The 20,076-nt window shown below is 65.6% G+C and carries 20 protein-coding genes and 2 pseudogenes; 10 read left to right on the top strand and 12 right to left on the bottom strand.

Annotated elements, in window-relative coordinates:
* Positions 1 to 131: 131 nt before the first annotated feature.
* The gene (locus tag ACT6VE_RS17570; RefSeq protein WP_444799823.1) at positions 132 to 1,190 is read left to right on the top strand and encodes a peptidase M14; all 1,059 of its coding nucleotides are present in this window, start codon (positions 132 to 134) and stop codon (positions 1,188 to 1,190) included.
* A 119-nt stretch (positions 1,191 to 1,309) separates the two neighbouring features.
* Complete coding sequence (locus ACT6VE_RS17565; protein WP_444799822.1) at positions 1,310 to 2,770, top strand: phospholipase D-like domain-containing protein; 1,461 nt, start codon at positions 1,310 to 1,312, stop codon at positions 2,768 to 2,770.
* Here ACT6VE_RS17565 and ACT6VE_RS17560 read toward each other — a convergent pair.
* Positions 2,742 to 3,563, bottom strand: coding sequence for an endonuclease/exonuclease/phosphatase family protein (locus tag ACT6VE_RS17560; RefSeq protein ID WP_444799989.1), 822 nt, complete (start codon positions 3,561 to 3,563; stop codon positions 2,742 to 2,744). The genes ACT6VE_RS17565 and ACT6VE_RS17560 overlap by 29 nt on opposite strands.
* A gap of 116 nt (positions 3,564 to 3,679) precedes the next feature.
* A complete protein-coding gene (locus ACT6VE_RS17555; protein WP_069061551.1) occupies positions 3,680 to 4,150 on the bottom strand; it encodes an Lrp/AsnC family transcriptional regulator in 471 nt (156 codons plus the stop codon).
* A 159-nt stretch (positions 4,151 to 4,309) separates the two neighbouring features.
* Between ACT6VE_RS17555 and ACT6VE_RS17550 the strand changes: the two genes are divergently transcribed.
* The 3 genes from ACT6VE_RS17550 to ACT6VE_RS17540 are packed head-to-tail and all read left to right on the top strand — an operon-like array spanning position 4,310 to position 6,498.
* Positions 4,310 to 5,479, top strand: coding sequence for an amino acid aminotransferase (locus tag ACT6VE_RS17550; RefSeq protein WP_444799821.1), 1,170 nt, complete (start codon positions 4,310 to 4,312; stop codon positions 5,477 to 5,479).
* 7 nt (positions 5,480 to 5,486) lie between these two features.
* On the top strand, positions 5,487 to 6,104 hold the full coding sequence (locus ACT6VE_RS17545; RefSeq protein ID WP_444799820.1) for a YitT family protein: 618 nt from the start codon (positions 5,487 to 5,489) through the stop codon (positions 6,102 to 6,104).
* A gap of 49 nt (positions 6,105 to 6,153) precedes the next feature.
* Complete coding sequence (locus ACT6VE_RS17540) at positions 6,154 to 6,498, top strand: ArsC family reductase (RefSeq protein WP_444799819.1); 345 nt, start codon at positions 6,154 to 6,156, stop codon at positions 6,496 to 6,498.
* A gap of 3 nt (positions 6,499 to 6,501) precedes the next feature.
* On the opposite strand, the gene ACT6VE_RS17535 is transcribed toward ACT6VE_RS17540, so the two are convergent.
* On the bottom strand, positions 6,502 to 6,888 hold the full coding sequence (locus ACT6VE_RS17535) for a helix-turn-helix domain-containing protein (RefSeq protein WP_444799818.1): 387 nt from the start codon (positions 6,886 to 6,888) through the stop codon (positions 6,502 to 6,504).
* A gap of 311 nt (positions 6,889 to 7,199) precedes the next feature.
* On the opposite strand from ACT6VE_RS17535, the pseudogene ACT6VE_RS17530 reads away from it, so the two are divergent.
* The 5 genes and pseudogenes from ACT6VE_RS17530 to ACT6VE_RS17510 all read left to right on the top strand — a co-directional run.
* A pseudogene (locus ACT6VE_RS17530) lies at positions 7,200 to 7,760 on the top strand (ABC transporter substrate-binding protein); the annotation flags it as partial.
* Positions 7,761 to 7,823: 63 nt separating this feature from the next.
* Positions 7,824 to 8,429: pseudogene (locus tag ACT6VE_RS17525) on the top strand (branched-chain amino acid ABC transporter permease); the annotation flags it as partial.
* Positions 8,430 to 8,702 carry an SDR family NAD(P)-dependent oxidoreductase gene (locus ACT6VE_RS17520; RefSeq protein WP_444799988.1) on the top strand — a complete coding sequence of 91 codons (273 nt, stop codon included), beginning with the start codon at positions 8,430 to 8,432 and terminating at the stop codon, positions 8,700 to 8,702. It begins immediately after the preceding pseudogene.
* Between the two features lie 64 nt (positions 8,703 to 8,766).
* The gene (locus ACT6VE_RS17515; RefSeq protein WP_444799817.1) at positions 8,767 to 9,144 is read left to right on the top strand and encodes an MbcA/ParS/Xre antitoxin family protein; all 378 of its coding nucleotides are present in this window, start codon (positions 8,767 to 8,769) and stop codon (positions 9,142 to 9,144) included.
* Entirely contained in the window at positions 9,104 to 9,862 is a 759-nt protein-coding gene (locus ACT6VE_RS17510; protein ID WP_444799816.1) for an RES family NAD+ phosphorylase, read from the top strand. Before ACT6VE_RS17515 ends, ACT6VE_RS17510 begins: the two co-directional genes overlap by 41 nt.
* On the opposite strand, the gene ACT6VE_RS17505 is transcribed toward ACT6VE_RS17510, so the two are convergent.
* The 9 genes from ACT6VE_RS17505 to ACT6VE_RS17465 form a co-directional block, all read right to left on the bottom strand.
* Positions 9,851 to 11,377, bottom strand: coding sequence for an ABC-F family ATP-binding cassette domain-containing protein (locus ACT6VE_RS17505; RefSeq protein WP_444799815.1), 1,527 nt, complete (start codon positions 11,375 to 11,377; stop codon positions 9,851 to 9,853). The genes ACT6VE_RS17510 and ACT6VE_RS17505 overlap by 12 nt on opposite strands.
* A 369-nt stretch (positions 11,378 to 11,746) precedes the next feature.
* On the bottom strand, positions 11,747 to 11,923 hold the full coding sequence (locus ACT6VE_RS17500) for a hypothetical protein (RefSeq protein WP_444799814.1): 177 nt from the start codon (positions 11,921 to 11,923) through the stop codon (positions 11,747 to 11,749).
* A gap of 302 nt (positions 11,924 to 12,225) precedes the next feature.
* Positions 12,226 to 13,953 (bottom strand): thiamine pyrophosphate-requiring protein, encoded by a 1,728-nt coding sequence (locus tag ACT6VE_RS17495; RefSeq protein ID WP_444799813.1) that lies wholly within the window; start codon positions 13,951 to 13,953, stop codon positions 12,226 to 12,228.
* Between the two features lie 145 nt (positions 13,954 to 14,098).
* Entirely contained in the window at positions 14,099 to 14,815 is a 717-nt protein-coding gene (locus tag ACT6VE_RS17490) for an ABC transporter ATP-binding protein (protein WP_444799812.1), read from the bottom strand.
* Positions 14,796 to 15,560 (bottom strand): ABC transporter ATP-binding protein, encoded by a 765-nt coding sequence (locus ACT6VE_RS17485; RefSeq protein WP_069060286.1) that lies wholly within the window; start codon positions 15,558 to 15,560, stop codon positions 14,796 to 14,798. Before ACT6VE_RS17485 ends, ACT6VE_RS17490 begins: the two co-directional genes overlap by 20 nt.
* Entirely contained in the window at positions 15,557 to 16,540 is a 984-nt protein-coding gene (locus tag ACT6VE_RS17480; RefSeq protein ID WP_444799987.1) for a branched-chain amino acid ABC transporter permease, read from the bottom strand. Before ACT6VE_RS17480 ends, ACT6VE_RS17485 begins: the two co-directional genes overlap by 4 nt.
* A 23-nt stretch (positions 16,541 to 16,563) precedes the next feature.
* Positions 16,564 to 17,427, bottom strand: a complete 864-nt coding sequence (locus tag ACT6VE_RS17475) for a branched-chain amino acid ABC transporter permease (protein ID WP_444799811.1) — start codon at positions 17,425 to 17,427, stop codon at positions 16,564 to 16,566.
* A gap of 222 nt (positions 17,428 to 17,649) precedes the next feature.
* Positions 17,650 to 18,822 carry an ABC transporter substrate-binding protein gene (locus ACT6VE_RS17470; RefSeq protein ID WP_444799810.1) on the bottom strand — a complete coding sequence of 391 codons (1,173 nt, stop codon included), beginning with the start codon at positions 18,820 to 18,822 and terminating at the stop codon, positions 17,650 to 17,652.
* Positions 18,823 to 18,961: 139 nt separating this feature from the next.
* Positions 18,962 to 20,017 (bottom strand): 3-carboxy-cis,cis-muconate cycloisomerase, encoded by a 1,056-nt coding sequence (locus ACT6VE_RS17465; RefSeq protein WP_444799986.1) that lies wholly within the window; start codon positions 20,015 to 20,017, stop codon positions 18,962 to 18,964.
* Positions 20,018 to 20,076: the final 59 nt, after the last annotated feature.

Genomic DNA, 20,076 nt, shown 5'->3' with positions numbered 1-20,076 from the left:
TCGGCTCCTTCCCGTTTCATCGAAAGATCGGGCTTTGCCCGGTCGCTTTCAACCCGTTTCTTGCCGGGGCTTGCGCCAGAGGCCGCCAATTCGCATAAACCGTCGCAAAAACGTGTCAGCGAGGAAATGACGTGGAGACTTCGGAGATTATCATCAGCGGCGATACGGCGGGCACCGAATGGCGCGTGCCCGTCTTCCGTTTCAAGGGCAGCGACGCAAAAGCGCCGTCCACCTATCTCCAGGCGGCGCTGCATGCCAACGAGCTGCCGGGCACCGCCCTCCTGCACTTCCTGCTGGAAAGGTTGCGCAAGGCGGATGCGGAGGGCGCGATCCTTGGCGACATCACCGTCATCCCGCAGGCGAACCCGATCGGCCTTGCGCAATCGCATTTCGGCGAGATGCAGGGGCGGTTCGATCTCGGCTCGCGCACCAATTTCAACCGTGATTTCCCGTTGATTGCCCTTTCCGAGCGCGAAACGCTTCTGGAAGACGTCGCTCGCCGTCCGGCCGCCGGCCGGCTGAAACGCATGTTGCTGCACGCGGCACTTGGCGCCGACCTGGTGATCGACCTGCACTGCGACGACGAATCCCTGCAATATGCCTATATCGACGACGCTTTCTGGCCGGAGGCGGCCGATCTCGCCGGCGCGCTCGACATGCAAGCCGTATTCCTCTCGGACGGCGAAAGCACCGCCTTCGAGGAGGCCGTCGGCCACGCCTTCAAGCATCAGGGCGGCGAGAAGCTCAAATCCGTACCGGGCCGCCTTGCGGTCACCGTCGAGCTGCGTGGCCGACGCGATGTCTATCCGGACATGGCGAAGCGCGATGCGGACGGCCTGTGGGCCTTCCTTGCCGGTCGCGGCGTCGTGGCAGACCCGGCACATGCGGCCAAGCCCTACACCGGCCCGGCCCTGCCACTCGACAATATCGAGATGGTGCGTGCGCCTGAGCCCGGCACGATCCTCTTCCACCGCACGATCGGTGAACAGGTCAAGGCCGGCGATCTTCTGGCAACGCTGATCACGCGGCCTGGTGCTGCCGATGGCACGCTGGAGGTCAAGGCCGGCCATGACGGCCTGATCGCCACCCGCAGCTCCGCCCGCTATGCGCGGCGCGGCGACGACCTGATGAAGATCGCCTGCCATGAGGCGACGCGCAAGGACCGCAAGCCGGGTACGCTGGAGGACTGAACATCCTCCGGTAGAGAATTTTGCCGGCGCATGCACTTGGCCCTCGCCTTCGGCTCGTCCGGCACAATATATAGGGGCGGCAGCATCGACTGCCGCGCTTTGGATGATCCGCACGCATCATGTTTGAAACGCTTTCCGCCTATTGGCCGCATATCCTCGTCGCCCTGTCGATCATCCTCGGCGTGCCGGCGGCCATTCATGCGACCATGACGAAGGAAGAGGTGCGCGCGGCCATCGGCTGGGTCGGCGTGATCATGCTCTCGCCGGTCGTCGGTCCGCTGATCTATGCCATCGGCGGGGTGAACCGCATCCGCCGCAAGACACTCAACCTCAGCCGCGAAGGCTTGCTCGCCGCCGGCTGGCACCACATGGCCGAGTACGACGTCTCGAACGCGCACATGCAGGTGGCCTATGGCGGGGCGCTTGCCGCGATGCAGCGCCTCGGCGACACGGTCGGGCGCTGCAAGCTCACCTCGGGCAACCGCATCGCGGTGCTCTCGACTGGCGACGAGGCCTATGCCGCGATGCTCGCTGCCATCGACGCTGCCGAACGCTCCATCCTGCTCGAAACCTATATTTTCGACCGTGACAAGGCCGGCGAGCGCTTCGTGCGCGCGCTGTCGGCGGCGGTCGCGCGCGGTGTCGAGGTGCGCGTGCTGATCGATGCGGTCGGCGCGCGCTACTCCATCCCCTCGATCGTCTCGGAACTGCAGCGGGCGAACGTGCCGACGGATGTCTTCAACGGCAACATCGTCATGGGCCTGCGCCTGCCCTATGCGAACCTGCGCACCCACCGCAAGATCCTCATCGTCGATGGCAGCATCGCCTTCACCGGCGGGCTCAACATCCGCGCCGGTTTCTGCACGGAATTTTCCGGCGAGGCGGCGGCGCTCGACACGCATTTCCGTATCACCGGTCCCATTGTCAGCGACCTCTTCCGCATCGCCTACGAGGACTGGCGTTTTTCCGGTGGCGACGAGCTTTCCCACGAAGCCTGGCAGATCGCGCCACCGCCGGATGCGCCGGGTGACGGCATGCTCGCCCGTATCGTACCCTCGGGGCCGGACAAGAGCCTGGAGACCAATCACCGCGTGCTGATGGGCGCCGTTTCCGTCGCCAAGAAGCACATCCACATCATGTCGCCCTATTTCCTGCCCGACCGCGAGCTGATCAGCGCCATCGTCACGGCGGCGCGGCGCGGCGTGGAGATCGACATCGTCGTGCCGTCGGCCAACAACCTGAAGCTCGTCGATCTCGCGATGACCGCACAGTTCGACCAGATGCTGAAACACGGCTGCCGCATCTGGCGCGCCTCCGGTGCCTTCAACCATTCCAAGCTGACCGTGGTCGACGGCGTCTGGTCCTATGTCGGCTCGTCGAACATCGATCCGCGCTCGCTGCGGCTGAATTTCGAGGTGGATATCGAGGTGGTGGATGCGGATTTCGCCGATCTCATCGGCCGCCGCATCGGTGCCGCGCTTTCGGAGGCGGTGGAGGTGAAGCTCGACGAGCTCCGGGCCCGCCCCTTCGCGCAGCGCCTCGTGGAGCGCGTCACATGGCTTGGCTCACCGTATCTGTGAGGCCCAGCGAGCGTTCCCAGATAACTTTCAGATCGATATGCGCCTTGATCGGCAGGTGATCGGACGCGACGCGGGCGAGCGGAGAATCATGCACCTCGACCGAGGTGACGAGATCGTGCGGATGGCCAAGCGCCCGGTCGAGCGCCAGCACCGGAAACCGTGATGGAAAGCTCGGCACCGCGCCGGAGGCCGGATCGAAGGTCGGCTGGAGGCGGGAGAGCGACGAGCGCCGGCCGACGCGCCATTCGTTGAGATCGCCGACGAGCAGCGTCGGCATCTGCTCCTCTTCGGCGACCGACGCAAGGATCGCCATGGCCTGTTGCTCACGCGAGCGCTTCAAGAGGCCGAAATGCGCGGCAACGAGGCGAAGTTTCCCGACCGGCAGATCGAGCGTCACCACCAGCGCGCCGCGCGGCTCCACGCCCGGCAGCTTCAACTGCCGCACGGCGCCGACCGCACCCTTGCGGATCATGATCATGTTGCCGTGCCAGCCATGGCCGGTGGAGGAGAGCGAGGTGATCGGCACCGGCACGAGGCCGCAATCGCGCTCCAGGATTTCGAGGTTGAGCAGTCCCGAGCGTTCGCCGAAGCGTTTGTCCGCCTCCTGGATGGCGATGATGTCCGCATCGATCTCGGCGATCACGCTTGCCGTGCGCTCCGGATCGAAACGCCGGTCAACGCCGATGCATTTGTGCACGTTGTAGGACGCGATCACGGTATCGCCCGGGCGATTGGCTTCCGGCGGCCGATGGCCGCGGCGGTTGCGGATGGCCGACAGCAGCGCGGCCGACATGACCTTGTCGTTCGACTTTCTGTCCACGAGCCCTTCCTTGGTGACGCAGTCCATCATATGGGCGCTTTCCCGCCATCGGCAACCTCCGCGGACCGAGAAAGGTTCCGCGCCAGGCGTCAGGGAAGCGCGCTCACCTGCATCTTCGGGCTGTCGAGCAGAATGGTCGAGCGCAGCGTCTTGATCTCGCTGATGCGCTCGAACTCGCTCCACAGCAGCCGACGGTAATCGGCAACATCCTTTACCGCGATCTTCAGCAGGAAGTCGAAATCGCCGGCGACCGTGTGGCATTCCACCACCTCCGGCATGCGCCGCACGAGATCGATGAAGCGCTCGCCGACCTTCGGCGCCGTGCGCTCCAGCGTCACTTCCAGGAAAGCCTGGAAACCGATGCCGGCAGCACGCGGATCGACGATCACGGTATGGCGGATCACGCCACTCGCCTCCAGCCGCGCCAGCCGGCGCGACAGCGGCGCCGGGGACAGGCCGACCTTCTCCGCGAGCTGGTTGTTGGAGAGCCCGGCATCCTCGACGAGCAGGCGGATGATGCGCCGGTCCGTCTGGTCCAGCACGACCTCGTCACCCGCCATTTTGTCCATCTTCGTCCCTCACGCAAAAACCTGCATAAATCTAGCGGGTAGCGGCAAGAATACAAAAGCTTCTTGCGCCCTTCCCGCAATATCATGGTCGATTTTGCGGAGGCTTTGTCCTACACCCCTTTGACACCCCACACGCACAGGAAACCGGCCATGTTCGACGCCCTCACCCGCCAACCCGATGATCCGTTGCTTGCCCTGATCGGCCTTTTCCGGGCCGACGAGCGGGCCGGCAAGGTCGACCTCGGCGTCGGCGTCTATCGCGACGAGACGGGCGCGACCCCGATCTTCCGCGCCGTGAAGGAGGCCGAACGCCGCCTCGTCGAAACGCAGCCGACCAAGGCCTATATCGGCCCGGAAGGCGACGCGCTCTTCCTCGAACGCCTCTGGGCGCTGACGACGGGCGAGGCGGGCCGCGGCCGCGCCACCGCAGCCCTCCAGACGCCGGGCGGCTCCGGGGCCCTGCGCCTTGCCGCCGACCTGATGGCCCGCATGGGCACCAAGGGCGTCTGGCTCGGCCTGCCGAGCTGGCCGAACCATGCCAGCATCTTCAAGGCTGCCGGTCTCGACGTGATCACCTACCCGTTCTTCGACATTCCCTCCCAGGCCGTGCAGTTCGACCGCATGATGGAGGCGCTGTCGGGCGCCGCGGCTGGTGATGCCGTGCTGCTGCATGCCAGCTGCCATAACCCGACCGGCGCGAACCTTTCCGCCGACCAGTGGCGCGCCGTTTCCGACCTTATCGCCGCGCGTGGCCTGCTGCCGCTCGTCGATATCGCCTATCAGGGCTATGGCCGCGGCCTCGACGAGGATGCCGCCGGTCTGCGCACGCTGCTTGCCGCCGTTCCCGAAGCACTGGTCGCCGTCTCCTGCTCGAAATCCTTCGGCCTCTACCGCGAGCGCACCGGCGCGATCTATGCCGCCTGCAGCAACCCCGAGACCGCGCTTTCCGTGCGCACCAACCTCGCTGCACTCGCCCGCACCAGCTATTCCATGCCGCCGGACCACGGTGCCGCCATCGTCAGCATGATCCTCGGCGACGAGGCGCTGAAAGCCGACTGGATGGAGGAAATCGAAACCATGCGGCTGCGCATCACCTCGATCCGCGAGCGGCTGGCTACCGGCCTGTCCCGCCGTTGGCAGGTGCTGACGGCCGTGCGCGAGCAGGAGGGCATGTTCTCGCTTTTGCCGCTCGAAGAGGCGGATGTGCTGAAACTGCGCGCCGAACACGCCATCTACATGCCGACCTCCGGCCGCATCAACATTGCCGGTCTCAAGTCGGCGGAAGTCGATGCCGTCATCGAGAAATTCCTGAGCCTCTGAGGTCGCCATGTCGGTCGAGATCGCAACGCCCGAGCGTCATTCCGCCTACGAGGATGCCATCGCCATCGTCGTCGGCACGCTGTTCATGGCGCTCGGCGTGGTGATCTACACCAAGGCGGTGCTGCTTGCCGGCAGCACCGCAGGCCTGGCACTCCTCGTGCAATATGCGACCGGCATAAGCTTCTGGTGGCTGTTCTTCGCCATCAACCTGCCCTTCTACATCCTCGCCGTCAAAAAGCTCGGCTGGGCCTTCACGCTGCGCACCTTTGCCGCCGTCACGCTTGTATCGATCTTTACCCGGCTAACATCGGAACTTGTTTCCTTCGCCCATCTCGACCCGCTCTACGCGGCCGTCATGGGCGGAGCACTGTCCGGTGCCGGCCTGCTCATCCTCTTCCGCCACCGCACCGGGCTCGGCGGCATCAACGTGCTGGCGATCTACCTTCAGGACCGTTTCGGTATCCGCGCCGGCTATTTCCAGCTCGCCGTCGATCTTGCCATCCTCGCTGCCGCGTTCTTCGTCATTCCGCTCGATCGCCTCGCCCTTTCCGTTCTGGCCGCCGTCGTCGTCAACATGACGCTCGCGATCAATCACCGCCCCGGGCGTTATCTCGGGGTGACGTGACGGCCTCGTCGCTCTAAGAAAGCGCGACTGACACAATCGGGAGAGACGCGTGACCGTCACGATCTACGGCATCAAGAACTGCGACACGATGAAGAAGGCGCGGACCTGGCTCGACGCCAAGGGCGTGGCCTATGACTTCCACGACTACAAGGCCGAAGGCATCGACGACGCGAGCCTCAAGCGTTGGGTGGACGCACTTGGCTGGGAAACCGTGCTGAACCGCGCCGGCACCACGTTCCGCGCGCTTCCCGATGCCGACAAGCAGGACCTCGATGCGAAGAAGGCAATCGCCCTGATGCGCGCGCAGCCCTCGATGATCAAGCGCCCGATCCTCGACCGCGATGGCCAGCTTACCGCCGGTTTCAAGCCGGATATCTACGAAACGCTGTTCTGAGCCTCATGGCCAGGCGGCATAAGACGTCTCCTCGCGCACCTGCCGGCTGACGAGGCCCGCCCGGCGGGCGCGCGGCGACACACCGGCAAGCCGCTTGAAGAACCGGCTGAAATAGGCGGCATCGCGAAAACCGAGGGCTTCCGCCACCTCGGCGATCTGCAGGCTCGATCCGCCGAGCAGCATTTCCGCCTCCATCATCAGCCGGGCGAGGGCATCGCGCACCTCGGCAAAAATGGCGCCCGTCGGCATGGCGGGACGGAGCGCCAGTTCCGGGATGGCCAATGCTGCCCCCTCCGCCCCCGCATCGAAGGTCACGGAGCCCCGCGCGCCGGCTGGCGCCCAGACGAGCGAGGGACCGGAAAGGCCGAGATCGGTGCCGCCGAGCGACACGCGCCCGCTTTCCGACAGCAACAAGAAGACACGGTTGCGCCCGCCCCGAAACGTCCAGCCGATTGTGAAAGGGCGCCGCGGAAAAGCCGCGCCTCCGTCGGCAAGGGCGGCGCATTGGCGAGAGCGCGATACTGCGGTGCAAGACCTTCCTGGAACCGCATGGCCAAAACTCCTTATTCTCGCGCCCTTGGGCACGGGCTTTAACCGCACTGCCGCCCCCCTTCGACCGCTACGGCTATCCGCAGCTTGCCGTCTCCTCCGTCACCGACAAGGCGCCGGATTTCGTCAAGCGCTGGACGAAGAGTTTCTGGATGCCCGCCGCCGACGGCACGCTCAACAACAAGGTCGCCATGGTCTCGGTCGCCGACGGCTTCGGCATCGACTTCGTGACCGCCGCCCGCCCCGCCTTCGAGGCGGCCGGCATCGAGGTGGTCGATTACAAGACCTACCCGATCGGCACCTCCGACTTCACGCCAATGATCAACGAGGCGAAGGCGAGCGGCGCCGACAGTTTCGTCGCCTTTTCCTACCCGCCGGACACCTTCGCGCTGACCCAGCAGAGCCAGGTCGCGGACTTCAATCCCAAACTGCTCTATCTCGGCGTCGGCACCGGCTTCCCCATCTACGGCAAGAACAATGGCGACAATGCCACCGGCATCATGAACCTCGGCGGCATCGACCCTGCCAATGCGGAGAATGCCGCCTATCGCAAGCGTCATGAAGAGGTGACAGGGCAAGGCCCGGATTACTGGGGCAGCGTCATCACCTACGCCTCGCTGCAGATGCTGCAGGAGGCGATCAAGCGCAAGGGCCTCGACCGCGAGGCCGTGTCGGCAGAACTGTCGACCGGCACGCTCCAGACCGTGCTCGGCCAGACGAAGATGGAGGACAACCAGCTTCGTACCCTCTGGTGGATCGACCAGTGGCAGAACGGCCTTCTCGCCGCCGTCCCGCTCGGCTTCGCCTTCGGCTACGTCGTCTACGGCCTGATGATGCGCCCAATGGTGCGCCGCGCCAGAAGCCGGGAGACCCTCGAGATCGATTCCATCCTCGCCACCTTCGGCCTGCTGTTCGTCCTGCAGGGTGTCATGCTGGTGCTCTTCGGCAGCAACTATACGAGCTACAGCTACCTCAATGTCGGCGTGAACGTGCTCGGCACCAATATCGCCGCCAACCGCCTACTCGCCTTCCTTCTCGCCATTGTGCTCGGCGGCGGCCTCTATCTGCTTTTGACCCGCACCCTCTGGGGCACGGCCCTGCGCGCCGTTGCCGTGTCGCCCGCCTCCGCGCCGCTCGTCGGCATCGACGTCGACCGCGCGGCCCGCTTCGCCTTCGCGATCGGCGGAGCGCTCGCCGCCGCCGGCGGTGTCGCCATCTCCATGTACCAGACATTCACCGCAACGGCCGGCGTCATCTTCACCATGAAGGCGCTGATCGTCGTCATCATGGGCGGCGTCGGCAATGTCCTGGGTGCTTTGCTCTCCGGCCTCATCCTCGGCCTCGTGGAAACCTTCGTCGCCACCTATGTCGATCCCGATCTGATGCGCTGCCTAGCCAAGGAACTCGCGCCGCGCGGCATCCGCGTCAACACCGTCAATCCCGGCCCCGTCGACAACGGCTTCCAGCTTGCCGTGGAACAGGGCCTGGGGGCCGCGATCGGTGCGGATGGAACGGAGTTCTTCAACGGGCTCATCCCCATGGGCCGCCATGCCAGCCCCGACGAAGTCGCCCGCGCGGTGCTCTACCTCGCCTCCGATCGGGCGAGTTTCGTCACCGGCACGATGCTGATGGTCGACGGGGGCATGAGCATCTAGGACGGTAAAACCTTGTCATTGGAAAAATGTATGCTACATTATTTCCAGTGAAAGGATTTCGACCATGCAACGCAACCCCATCCCACAGGCCAATGCAGAAGGCTCGGTGCTCACCAAGGCGGCTGTCGGCGCGGCGGATCGGCTGGGGCTGACGGCGCGCATCCTCTCCGGCGTCATCGGTGTTTCGGAGGCGACGGTGTCGCGGCTGAAGCGGCAGGATGTGCTGCTGGAGCGCGGTACGAAACCCTTCGAACTCGCCGTGCTGCTCGTGCGCCTCTTCCGCTCGCTCGACGCCATTACCGGCGGCGACGAGACCGTCGCCCGCGCCTGGATGACGGCAGAGAACACCGCGCTCGGCGCGCGCCCCGTCGACCGTATCGTCTCCATTTCAGGCCTCATCGATGTCCTTGCCTATCTGGACGCCCGCCGCGCTCTCGTCTGAGGCGCGGCCCTTTGCGGGCCACGTCTGGCGGTTCGTCGAGGCACAGCACCGCGTCTCGACGCTGAAACTCGTCGATACACTGGATGAGCAGGCACTGCTGGAAGACATTCTGGAGGAGAGCAAACCGGTGCTGCCGCCGGAATGCGCCGGCCTCGACTACCTGCTCGCCACGCCCTTCCGCTACGGCGCGGTCTATCCGCATGGCTCGCGCTTCCGTCGTGCCGGGCGCACACTCGGCGTCTACTATGCCGCCCTGTCGGTGGAGACGGCGCTCGCCGAAATGGCCTTCTACCGGCTGCTGTTCTTTGCCGAATCGCCCGCAACGCCGCTGCCGGGCAATGCCGCCGACTACACCGCCTTCTCCGCCGCCATCCGCACGGACGCGGCAATCGACCTGACCGTCCCGCCACTCGACCGGGACCTCACCCTCTGGACGCACCCGACCGATTACGCGGCCTGCCAGTCATTGGCCGATGGCGCAAGGATGGCGGATATCTCCGCCATCCTCTATCGCTCGGTGCGCGACCCCGGTGCCGGCACGAACATGGCGCTCCTGACGGCGGCCGCCTTCGCCGCGCCGAAACCGGTGGAGCGCCAGACCTGGCGCATCCGGTTGTCGGCGCTCGGCGTGCAGGCCCTGTGCGACCACCCGCCGAAGCGCATCGGCTTTTCCCGCGAGGATTTTCGCGCCGATCCGCGCATCCTCTCACGCGGATAAGGCGGCCTCTGTGAAAAAGTCCTCCGGGCCGTCCACCTCGATGAGCCGCCGCTTCTCGATCACCCAGAAGCGGTTTGCCACCGCCCGCACGAAGGCGCGGTCGTGCGAGACGAAGAGGCAGCTTGCCTCGCTTCCCGTCAGTTCCCGTTCCAGCGCTTCCTGCCCCTCGATGTCGAGATGGTTGGTCGGCTCGTCGAGCAGGTAGAAATTCGGGTTGGTGAGCCGCAGCACCAGCATGCCGAGCCGCGCCTTCTGCCCGCCGGACAGCTGCCCCACCGGTCGCGCCTGCATCTCGATCGACAGGCCGGCGCCTGCAAGCAGACTGCGCGCCCGCTGGTCGCCCACGTCGAAGCGGTGGATGATCGTGCCGTGCGGCGTCTCCGTGTCGGAGAGATCGGAAAGCGCCTGGTCGCCATAGCCGAGCACCAGCGATGGCGTCGCCTTGATGCCCTGAAGGCTTGCCCCCGCCGCCTCGATCGCCCGGCGCAACTGGCCGACCAGCCGCGTCTTGCCCGCGCCGTTCAGCCCGAGCAGCACGATGCGGTCGCCCTGGCAGATGAATTTCTGGCCCGTGCGGAAGAGAGGCGTGCCATCCGGCGTTTCGACCGCCGCATCCTCCAGCGTCAACAGCACCTTGGCATGGGTGCCGCGGTTGGCGAGGCGAATCGCACCGGCGGAACGCTCCAGATGGGCCGGCTTTGCCCCATCCTCGATCTTTTCCGCCCGCTGCTTCAACTGCTTGGTCTTCACCACCAGCAGGTCGCTGCCGGAATTGATGCCAATATTGTTGAGCTTCGCCGCTTGCTGGCGAAGCTGCTGAGCGCTCTTCATCTCACGCTCGTAGCGTCGCTCCTCGGCCGCATCCATCTCGTCCAGCGCCGCCCGGGCCTCGGAATAGGGCAGAGCAAACAGCGGCGACCGCTCGGGACGCAGGAACAGCGTGCGGTTGGTCACGGCATCGAGGAAAGCGCGGTCATGGCTGGAGATGATGACCGGCATGTCGCGCGGCAGCGTCGCGAGCCAGGTCTCCAGCAGGGCGATCTTCGAGAGATCGAGATGGTTCGTCGGCTCGTCGAGCAGCAGCAGGTCCGGCTCGCCGACGCGCACGCGGGCAACAAGGGCGATGCGCTGCCAGCCGCCGCTCAAGGCATCGAGCCGGCGCTCCCGCAGCGCGTCGGGCACCTCCAGCTCTTCGAGCGTCACGTCGGCGCGCCAGCCCTCGCTCTCCTGCTGCTCGGGCGAAAGCGCGCCCAGCACGGCGTCGCGGAAGGTGAGCGTTTCGAGCCCGGCGGGCAGGTTCTGCTCCATGTGGCCGACGGTGAGGCCGCGCGCGCGGGTAATCTCGCCGGTCGTCGGCTCGAACTCGCCGGTGATGCATTTCAGCAGGGTGGACTTGCCGCGCCCGTTGGCAGCAACGAGACCGATCCGGTCGCCGGCAGCGACGGAGAGGCTGAGATTGGCAAAGAGGGTGGTGGACAGCGTGACGCCGAGCGCGCGGATATTGAGAAGCGACATGGGAATTCTCTGGTCTTTCAGGACCCCCGCGGCGCGGCATCAGCCGTCAGTCACGCGAAAAGGCCCGATGGAAACGGATGCAGGCATACGCACCTGAAGGCACGCGGCTGTATCGCCGGGAAAGGCAGACCAGAAGAAAAAGTGTTCGTTCCGATCAGCCCTGCAAACGCATTTGCAGGGCAAGATCAGGGCCATGCGTGCGATGTGGCAGGAAGTCGGTCTTCACGCGCAGCCCTCTCTTACGTGTTGCGAACGGGTGCATGGCTACCATTGCGCGACGGAATTTGCAACCGGGCCGGTTGTCCCGACGGCAAAAGACCCGGATGCAGGGGACATCCGGGCCTTTGGGGAGGTCAGCGAACGATCAGCTTACTTGCAGACCTTGATCCGCTTGATGACGACGTTGCCGTAATAGTCGTAGGACTTGATCTTCTTGATGAAGCAGTAGGGCTCGTAGCCGTAGCTGTAATAGCCGGCCTGCGAGGGAGCGGCGAAGGACACGGCGGCAACGAGGGCAACGGTGGCGGAAACGATGAACTTGCGCATGGGGTCTCTCCTGATCTCTGGTTGGGGATGAGCCTCTCTCATCCAGTGATCAGACTTTCCCATATCGCCCCGCCCCGCGCTGTTCCGCACGGAACACGACTTTCTTTCCACGCAATTCGCGGAACGCAAACCGCTGCACACTTTCGCTAGAATTGCTTTACCGGAACAACCGCTCCACACAATTCTGCAGATAGACTTCCGGCAGGGCATCCGGCTGGAACACCTTGTCGATCGGTTTCAGGTCCTTCCAGAATTCATGGGTCGCCAGTTCGGGCTTGGTTTCCTCCTTGCACGGGTCTGGTTCAGGCGCGGACCTGCACGTCGATGAGCGCCAGCGTCCGCTTCGTCTCGATATGCTCGAGCGCCTCCGCAATGGCGCCGGCCAGCACCGCACCATCGGTCACGCGGCGGGCATAGGCCCGGCTTGCCTCCGCGACCTTGACGAAATCCGGCACCGGCGACAGGGCGGTCAGCGGCATGCGGTTGGTTTTTGCGGCATAGCCGTCCGGATAAAGACCCAGCACCGACTGGCGCACCGCGCCCCATTCCGCATTGTTGACGATGAGGACGAGGATCGGCAGGTCGAGGGCTTCGGCAATCTGGTGGCAGGCGACGGGATTGGCGAACATGTAGGAACCGTCGCCCATGGTGGCGACGACGAGCCGGTCGCGCCGCGCGAGCTGCATGCCGAGCGCTGCCGGAAAACACCAGCCGAGCCCGCCGGAATGCGGCTCCTGATACCAGGCCTGGTGATGGGCGAGCGTCATCGGCGCCATGGGGCAGCCGAGTTCCGACAGCACCGTCGCATCCCGCCCGGCCAAAGCCTCCGACAGTGTCAGCGAGACAAAATCCTTCGCCATCGGCGTGCCGTTGCCGCGCCGTGCCGTTTCAAGCACGCCGGCACGGGCCGCCCGATTGCGCGCCGCCACGTCCCGGGCATTTCGCTCGGCCTTCGCCCGATGGATGGGCAGCAGCAGATTCATCGCCGCCTTCAACGCGACAAGGCCCGCATCGACATCACAGGCAAGTGTTACGTCCGAGCGGAAATAGCGCACCGGCTGGCGCTGGTAGAGCGGGTCCTGCGCGAGCTGGATGACCTTGCAACCGGGTTTGAGCGGATGTGCATCCGGCGACCAGGGCGCGAGTGCGTCGAGCACCAGAATGACATCCGCCGTGTCGAGTAGCGGCTTGGGATCGGCCTGCGCCGCCATCGGATGATCCGTCGCGATGGCGAGCTGCACCGCCCAGTACTGGCAGACCGGAATGCCCCACGCCTCGGCAAGTGCTGCCAGCGCGGCAAACCCTTCGGCCGAGCCGGCACCGCGCTGCGCAAAGATCACCGGGTTTTCCGCTTCCGCCAGCAGCCGCGCCGCTGCCTCGATGTCCTTCGGTGACGGCACGGTGATTGCCGGCGCCATCGTGGCCGGCGCGTCCAGCCCCTCCGTCGGGCAAGGCTGGCACAGCACCTCGCGCGGCAGGCTCATATAGACCGGCCCGCGCGGCGTGGAGCAGGCGATGGCATAGGCGCGATCGACCATCTGCGGGATATGCTCGGGTACGCGCAGTTCGTCGTCCCACTTGCAGGCCTCGCGCACCAGCGCCGCCTGGTCGCGCATTTCCTGTCCCCAGCCGATCGGCACGGTGCGCGACCCCTTGCGCCCACGTTCGGTAACGGGCGTGCGGCCGGAAAAGAGCAGGACCGGGATATGCTCCATGGCCGCGTTGATCGCGCCGATCGCGCAATTGGCAAGGCCGACATTGGTGTGCGCCATCACCGCTTGGGCGCGGCCGGTCGCAAGATAATAGCCGTGCGCCATGCCCATGGCCGCCCCCTCGTGCGGCATGACGAGCGCCTGCGGCAGCGCGATACCCTTGGCTTCGGCCTCGGCAAGCCCTTCGATGATCGGCGGAAAATCCGTACCGGAATTGGCGAAGATATAGTCGACCCCGACGGCCTTCAGCCGGGCGAGCAGCGCGCCGCCCGCCGTCATCACCGGCGTTACGGAGGGATCGCCTTCGTGCCTGCCCATCGGAACCTCCCCTTCGTCCAGACCCGTCGTCGCGTCCGGTCTCCTCAAACTGGGACGCGACTGTCAGGCCGCACTCTGGCAGCCGAGGCAGCGATGTAAAATGAAATGCCGGCTCCGTTTCATAACGAAAGCCATATGAATCCCATCAGTGCAGGCCACCGACGCCGAGCAGGATTTCAACCGTGTGCGCATCGGCGGACAGTGCCTGCGGCGTGCCGGTCCAGGCGATCCGGCCGCGCTCGAGGATGATCACCTCGTCGGCGAAATCGAGCGCGCTCTGGATGCGCTGTTCGACGAGCAGGATGGTCATTTCGCCCGAGGCGGCCAGCGTGCCGAAGGCAGCCATCAGTTCCTCGCAGATGACCGGCGCCAGGCCCTCCAGCGGTTCGTCGAGCAGCAGCACGGAAGGCTGGCCGAGAATGGTGCGCGCCGTCGTCAGCATCTGCTGCTCGCCGCCGGACAGCTGCGAACCGAGATTCTTTCGTCGCTCCTTGAGGCGGGGAAACATCGCATAGGCTTCCTCGATCGCCGAGCGCGGCCGGGCCTTCAGGCCGACAAAGAGGTTTTCCTCGACGGTCAGCGTCGGGAAGACGTCGCGCGATTGCGGCACGTAGCCCAGCCCTTTCAGCGCGCGCGACGAGCTGTCGATACCCTCGATCGGCTGGCCGCCGAGACGGATTTCGCCGCCGTAGCGCTTGGTCTGGCCGGCGAGCGTGGCAAAGAGCGTCGATTTGCCCATGCCGTTGCGGCCAAGCACCGCGAGCCTTCGGCCGGCGCCTGCGGAGAAGGAAATATCCTCCAGCACCCGCGTCGGGCCGTAGCCGGCGGACAGACCTGAAATTTCAAGCGACGCTGCGGGCATCGGCATAGCTCCCGAGATAGGCCTGGCGGACGCGGGCGTCCTTGGTAACGGCGTCCGGCGACCCGTCGAAAATGATCTCGCCCGCCGCCAGCACGATGACGCGCTTGGCGAAGCGGAAGACGAGATCCATGTCGTGTTCGATCATCAGCACGGCAAGATCGGCCGGCAGGTCGGCGATCGCCTGCTCGATACGCGCCGTATCGCTCTGCGGCACGCCGGCGGCGGGCTCGTCGAGCAACAGCACCTTAGGCTTCAGGGCGAGCGCCAGCGCCAGTTCCAGCAGGCGCTGCTGGCCATAGGCGATTTCGCTGACGCGGTGGCGGGCCAGATGCGCGATGCCGAGCTTGGCCAGCAAGGCATGCGCTTCGTCCATGACGTCCGGCATCGCGCGATGGCTCGCAAACATGTGCCCCGAACGGCCTTCGCGCTGCAGGATGGCGAGCGCTACATGCTCCTCCGGCGTCATCTCGGAAAACAGCCGCGTCACCTGGAAGGAACGCACGAGGCCGCGGCGCACGCGCTCGGTCGGGCCGAGCCGCGTCACGTCCTGACCGCCGAGCATAACGCTTCCGGAATTCGGCAGGATGTTGCCGGTGACGAGGTTGACGAAAGTCGTCTTGCCGGCACCATTCGGGCCGATCAGCGCAACGCGGTCGCCCGGCGCCATCGAGAGGGAAACGTCGTTGGTGACGGCGAGACCACCGAACATCTTTTTCAGGTTGCGGACGTCGAAGATCGCACTCATCGGCCCTTCCTCCCGCGGCGTTCGAGATAGGCGGCGAACGAACCGTAAAGGCCTTTCGGCGCGAATAGCACGACGGCGATCAAGAGCGCGCCGACGATGGTGAGCCAGTGGAAGGGATTTGCCGCCGAGACGACATCCTCGAACCACATGAAGACGACGGTACCGATCAGGGCGCCGTAGAGCGAGCCGGTGCCGCCGAGCACGAGCATGACGAGCGCCTCCGCCGACAGGGTGAAGGACAGGCTGTCGAGGCCGACGACCTGGGTCGAGATGGCGTTGAGCGCGCCGCCGGCCCCGGCGACGGCGCCGGAGACCGCGTACATCCGGATCACCGTGCCATGCACCGAGCCCCCCATGGCACGGACGCGCACCGGATCCTGCCGGATGCCGCGGCACAGCATGCCGAAGGGCGAGCGCACGATCTGGCGCAGGATGACGAAGGCGACGACGAGCAGCACGATGCCGAAGACATAGGCCGTGCGGCCCCAGAGATCGAACTGCCAGAGGCCGAAGACGGCGTCCGGCATGATGCCGGCAAGCCCATCGCTGCCACCGGTCCAGCCGGAGGCCTTGTTGGCGGCCTCATGGGCGAGGTGAACGATGGCGATGGACAGCACGAGCTGAGGCAGGCCGTGGGCGCGAAGCACGACGGCGCCGGACAGGAGGCCGGCAAGCGCGCCCGCGACGACGCCGACGGCGAGCATGGCGATCGGGTCGGTGATACCGAAATGCGCCGCCGCGATGCCCGCGCCATAGGCCCCCGCGCCGAACAGCGCCGCATGGCCAAGGGTCGCGACGCCGCAATAGCCGGTGACGAGATCGAGCGAGAGCACCAGCAGTGCGATCGCGATGATGCGGGTGAGCAGCGCGAGATTGTTCGGGAAGAGGACATAGCCCACGACGGCCAAAGCGAGGATGACAAGTACGCCGATGGCGTCGCGCGTCAGGCGTGCGCGGCGGTCGCCCGCGGCGGAGAGCATGTCGGAATTCGTCAGCAGCGCCATCACTTCGCCCTTCCGGCAAGGCCGCGCGGGAAAAGCCAGACGATGGCGATGACCGCAAGATAGAAGAAGAATTCGCCGAATTCCGGCATGAGATAACGCCCCGTCGTGTCGATGGCGCCGAGCAGCAGGCAGGCGGCAAGCGCGCCGGGAATGGATCCCGCCCCGCCGACCGAGACGACGACGAGGAAGGTCACCATGTAGCGCAGCGCATAGTAGGGCTCGATCGGCAGCAGCTCGGCACCGACCACGCCACCGAAGGCGGCAAGGCCGACGGCGACGGCGAAGCTCACGGCATAGACGACCTCGGTCTTCACGCCGAGCGCTGCCGCCATTGCGGCATTGTCGACGCTGGCGCGCAACTTTACACCGAAGGCCGTGCGCTCGATGAAATACCAGAGGCCGACGGCAACGGCGGCCCCGCAACCGATGACGAAGAGCCGGTGGGCCGAGACGGTGCGGAAGCCGAGGCTGACGGGTTCGCGCAGCGTTTCCGGCGTCGGAATGGTCTTCAGCGTCGGGCCGAAGACGTAATTGGCGATGCCGATGATGCAGAAGGTGATGCCGATGGTCATCAGCACCTGCGTCAGCTCCGGCTGGCCGTAGATGCGGCGATAAAGCAGACGCTCGATGGGAATGGCAATGAGGATCGTGCCGGCGACCGCGAGCATGACGGCAACGGCATAGGCAAGGCCAAGGTCGCGCGCCGCATAGGAGGCGATGTAGCCGCCGATCATCGCGAAGGCGCCATGCGCCAGATTGACCACCCGCATCAGCCCCATCGTCACCGAAAGGCCGATGGAGATGACGAAGAGCACCATGCCATAGGCAAGGGCATCGACCCCGATGCTGAAGACCGTTTGCATGTTCCTGTCCTGCTTGTCGCCGGGATGTCGGCGGTCACTCGTCGGAGGCCGGTGGATCCTCGGGTCAAGCCCGAGGATGACGAAAGAAGCGAGGGCGGCGTATCACGGCGGCGACGACACTTGCCGCGCCGTCTGATGGACGGGAAGCGCTTCCCTGCCGTCCGTCATCCTCGGGCTTGACCCGAGGATCCACCCGCCAGGCACGTCGCCGGGGTAGTCCGGCTACTTCGCAGCCGCCAGACCCGGATCGCCCTGCTTCTCGAAGGTCTGGATTTCCTTGTTATAATACGTCCCGTCCTCGGCCTTCGCCACCTCGCGCAGATAGATGTTCTGCGTGATATGGCGGCTTTCGGGATCGATGGTCACCGGCCCGCGCGGGCTTTCCCAGGACAGGCCCTTCACGGCCTCGACCGCCTTGGCCGCATCCTGCTCGCCGCCCGTCGCCTCGATCATCTTGTAGATGACATGCATGCCGTCATAGGCGCCGACCGAGGGAAACGACAGTTCCGCGGGATTGCCGATCGCCTTGGCGGCGGCCTCCACGAATTTCTTGTTTTCCGCCGAGTCATGCGAGACGGCATAGTGGAAGGTGGTCTGGAGGCCGAGTGCGGCCTCGCCGAGCGCCGGCAGGTCGGATTCCTGCGTCAGGTCGCCGGGCGCGAAGAACTTGACGCCGGCATCCTTCAGACCGTTTTCGTTGAAGGCCTTGACGAAACCGAGGGTCGTCGGGCCGGACGGCAGGAAGGCGAAGACGCCTTCGGCACCCGAATCCTTGATGCGCTGCATGATCGGCGAGAAATCGTTGGTCTGGAGCGGGATGCGGAGCGCCTCGACGACGGCACCGCCGGCCTTCTCGAAACCGGTCTTGAAGGCTGCCTCCGCATCGACACCCGGGCCATAATCGCTGACGACGGAAATCACCTTCTTCGTGCCGCCGTCGAAGGCGACCTTGGCGATCGGCGTCGAGGTCTGCCAGGTGGTAAACGAGGTGCGCACCACATAGGGGCTCTTCGTGACGATGGCCGAGGTCGCGGCGTTCATCACCACCATCGGCACATTCGCCTGCTCCAGCAGCGGCGTGGCGGCCATGGCATCCGGCGTGAAGTAGAAGCCGGCTAAGTATTGCACGCCTTCCTTGACCACCAGTTCCTGCGACAGGGCCTTCGACTGCGCCGGGTCGGCGGTCGGGATGTCGCGGTAGATGATCTCGATCGTGTCGTCGCCGACGGTCGCGCCGTTCAACGCCATATAGGCATCGATGCCCGCCTTGAAATTCTTGCCCTGCAGCGCGAAGGGACCGGAGAACGGCCCGACCACCCCGACCTTGATCGTATCGGCATGGGCGACACCGCCCAGAAGTGCAGCCGTCAGCGTGGCGATTGCAATCGTCTTCATGTTTTCCTCCCAGAAAAGCCGGCCTCCCGCCAACACGCGGTCCAGTCCCAGAATGGCTTTTTGTCAGGTTGCCAGATGAAATGGTGATGTAAAATGAAAAAAACAGCCATTTTCATAACCAATAAATTATGAAAATGCGTTAGGCCGGACCAAGCCAGCGAATGGAAGAAAGAAGCGCGCCGGCAAGGCGAAGAGATGCACCGCAAGCCACCACCATCTGCGGCAGGACCAGCCATTCCAGCGTCCAGGCTGCACCGGAGCGTTCCTGCTCGTGCACCATCGCCTGGGCCAGCCCGCCGAGTTGGGCGGCGTTGAAGCGGGCAAGCGTGACGAGACCTTCGGCGGCGACCGGGTTCTGCTTGTGCGGCATGGCGGACGAACCGCCGCCGCCCGCAAGCGCGATCTCGTCACCACGATCCGCCATCAGCGCGATGTCCTGGCCGATCTTGCCGAGGCTGCCGGTGATGGCCGCCAGCAATGCGGCGAGCGCGCCGATCCGGTCGCGCTGGCTGTGCCACTGGGGGGCGTCGGCAAGGCCAAGCTCGGCCGCCAGCGCCGCGCGCACCGCCGGCGCCTTTTCGCCGAGTTTCTCCAGCGTGCCGGCGGCACCGCCGAACTGGATGGCAAGGCCCGTCTGGGCGAAGGCCGTCAAATGGTCCGCATGGCGCTGCAAGGGCGCGCGCCAGGACGTGATGCGGTCAGCCACGGTGATCGGGATTGCCGCCTGCATGCGTGTGCGTCCCATCAGCGTGCGTTCGCCGAACGTGACCGCAAGTCCGTCGAGCATATCGCTCAAGACCGCCAGCCGCGTTTCGAAGATCGGCACCACCCGCGCAAGGCGCAGCATCAGGCCGCTGTCGATGACATCCTGGCTGGTCGCGCCGAAATGCACGTGCCTGCCATGCGGCTCGCCGACGGCGGCACGCAGTTGGCGCACGAGATCCGGCACCACGACGCCGTCGCGCGCCGTGGCGTCGCGCAGGCTCGCCACATCCGGCGAGAAACGATGCGCTCTATCCGCAATCACATCCGCCGCTTCGGCCGGGATAAGCCCTTCAGCCGCCTCGGCCTTCGCCAGTGCCACCTCGAAGGCGAGCATGGCTTCCAGCTCCGCGGCGATGGAGAAGAATGCCGCCACCTCCTCGTCGCCGAGAAGACCCGAGAGATAGGGATGGTCGAAGGATGAAACGGTCATGGGTCCCTCTGGCAAGGTGGGCGGGGCGTGGATCCTCGGGTCGAGCCCGAGGATGACGG

It is taken from the genome of Shinella sp., from assembly GCF_052438155.1.
Classification (GTDB): Bacteria; Pseudomonadota; Alphaproteobacteria; order Rhizobiales; family Rhizobiaceae; genus Shinella.
The sequence above is the reverse complement of the archived record's forward strand: the minus strand, read 5'-3'. Positions and strand labels throughout refer to the sequence as shown.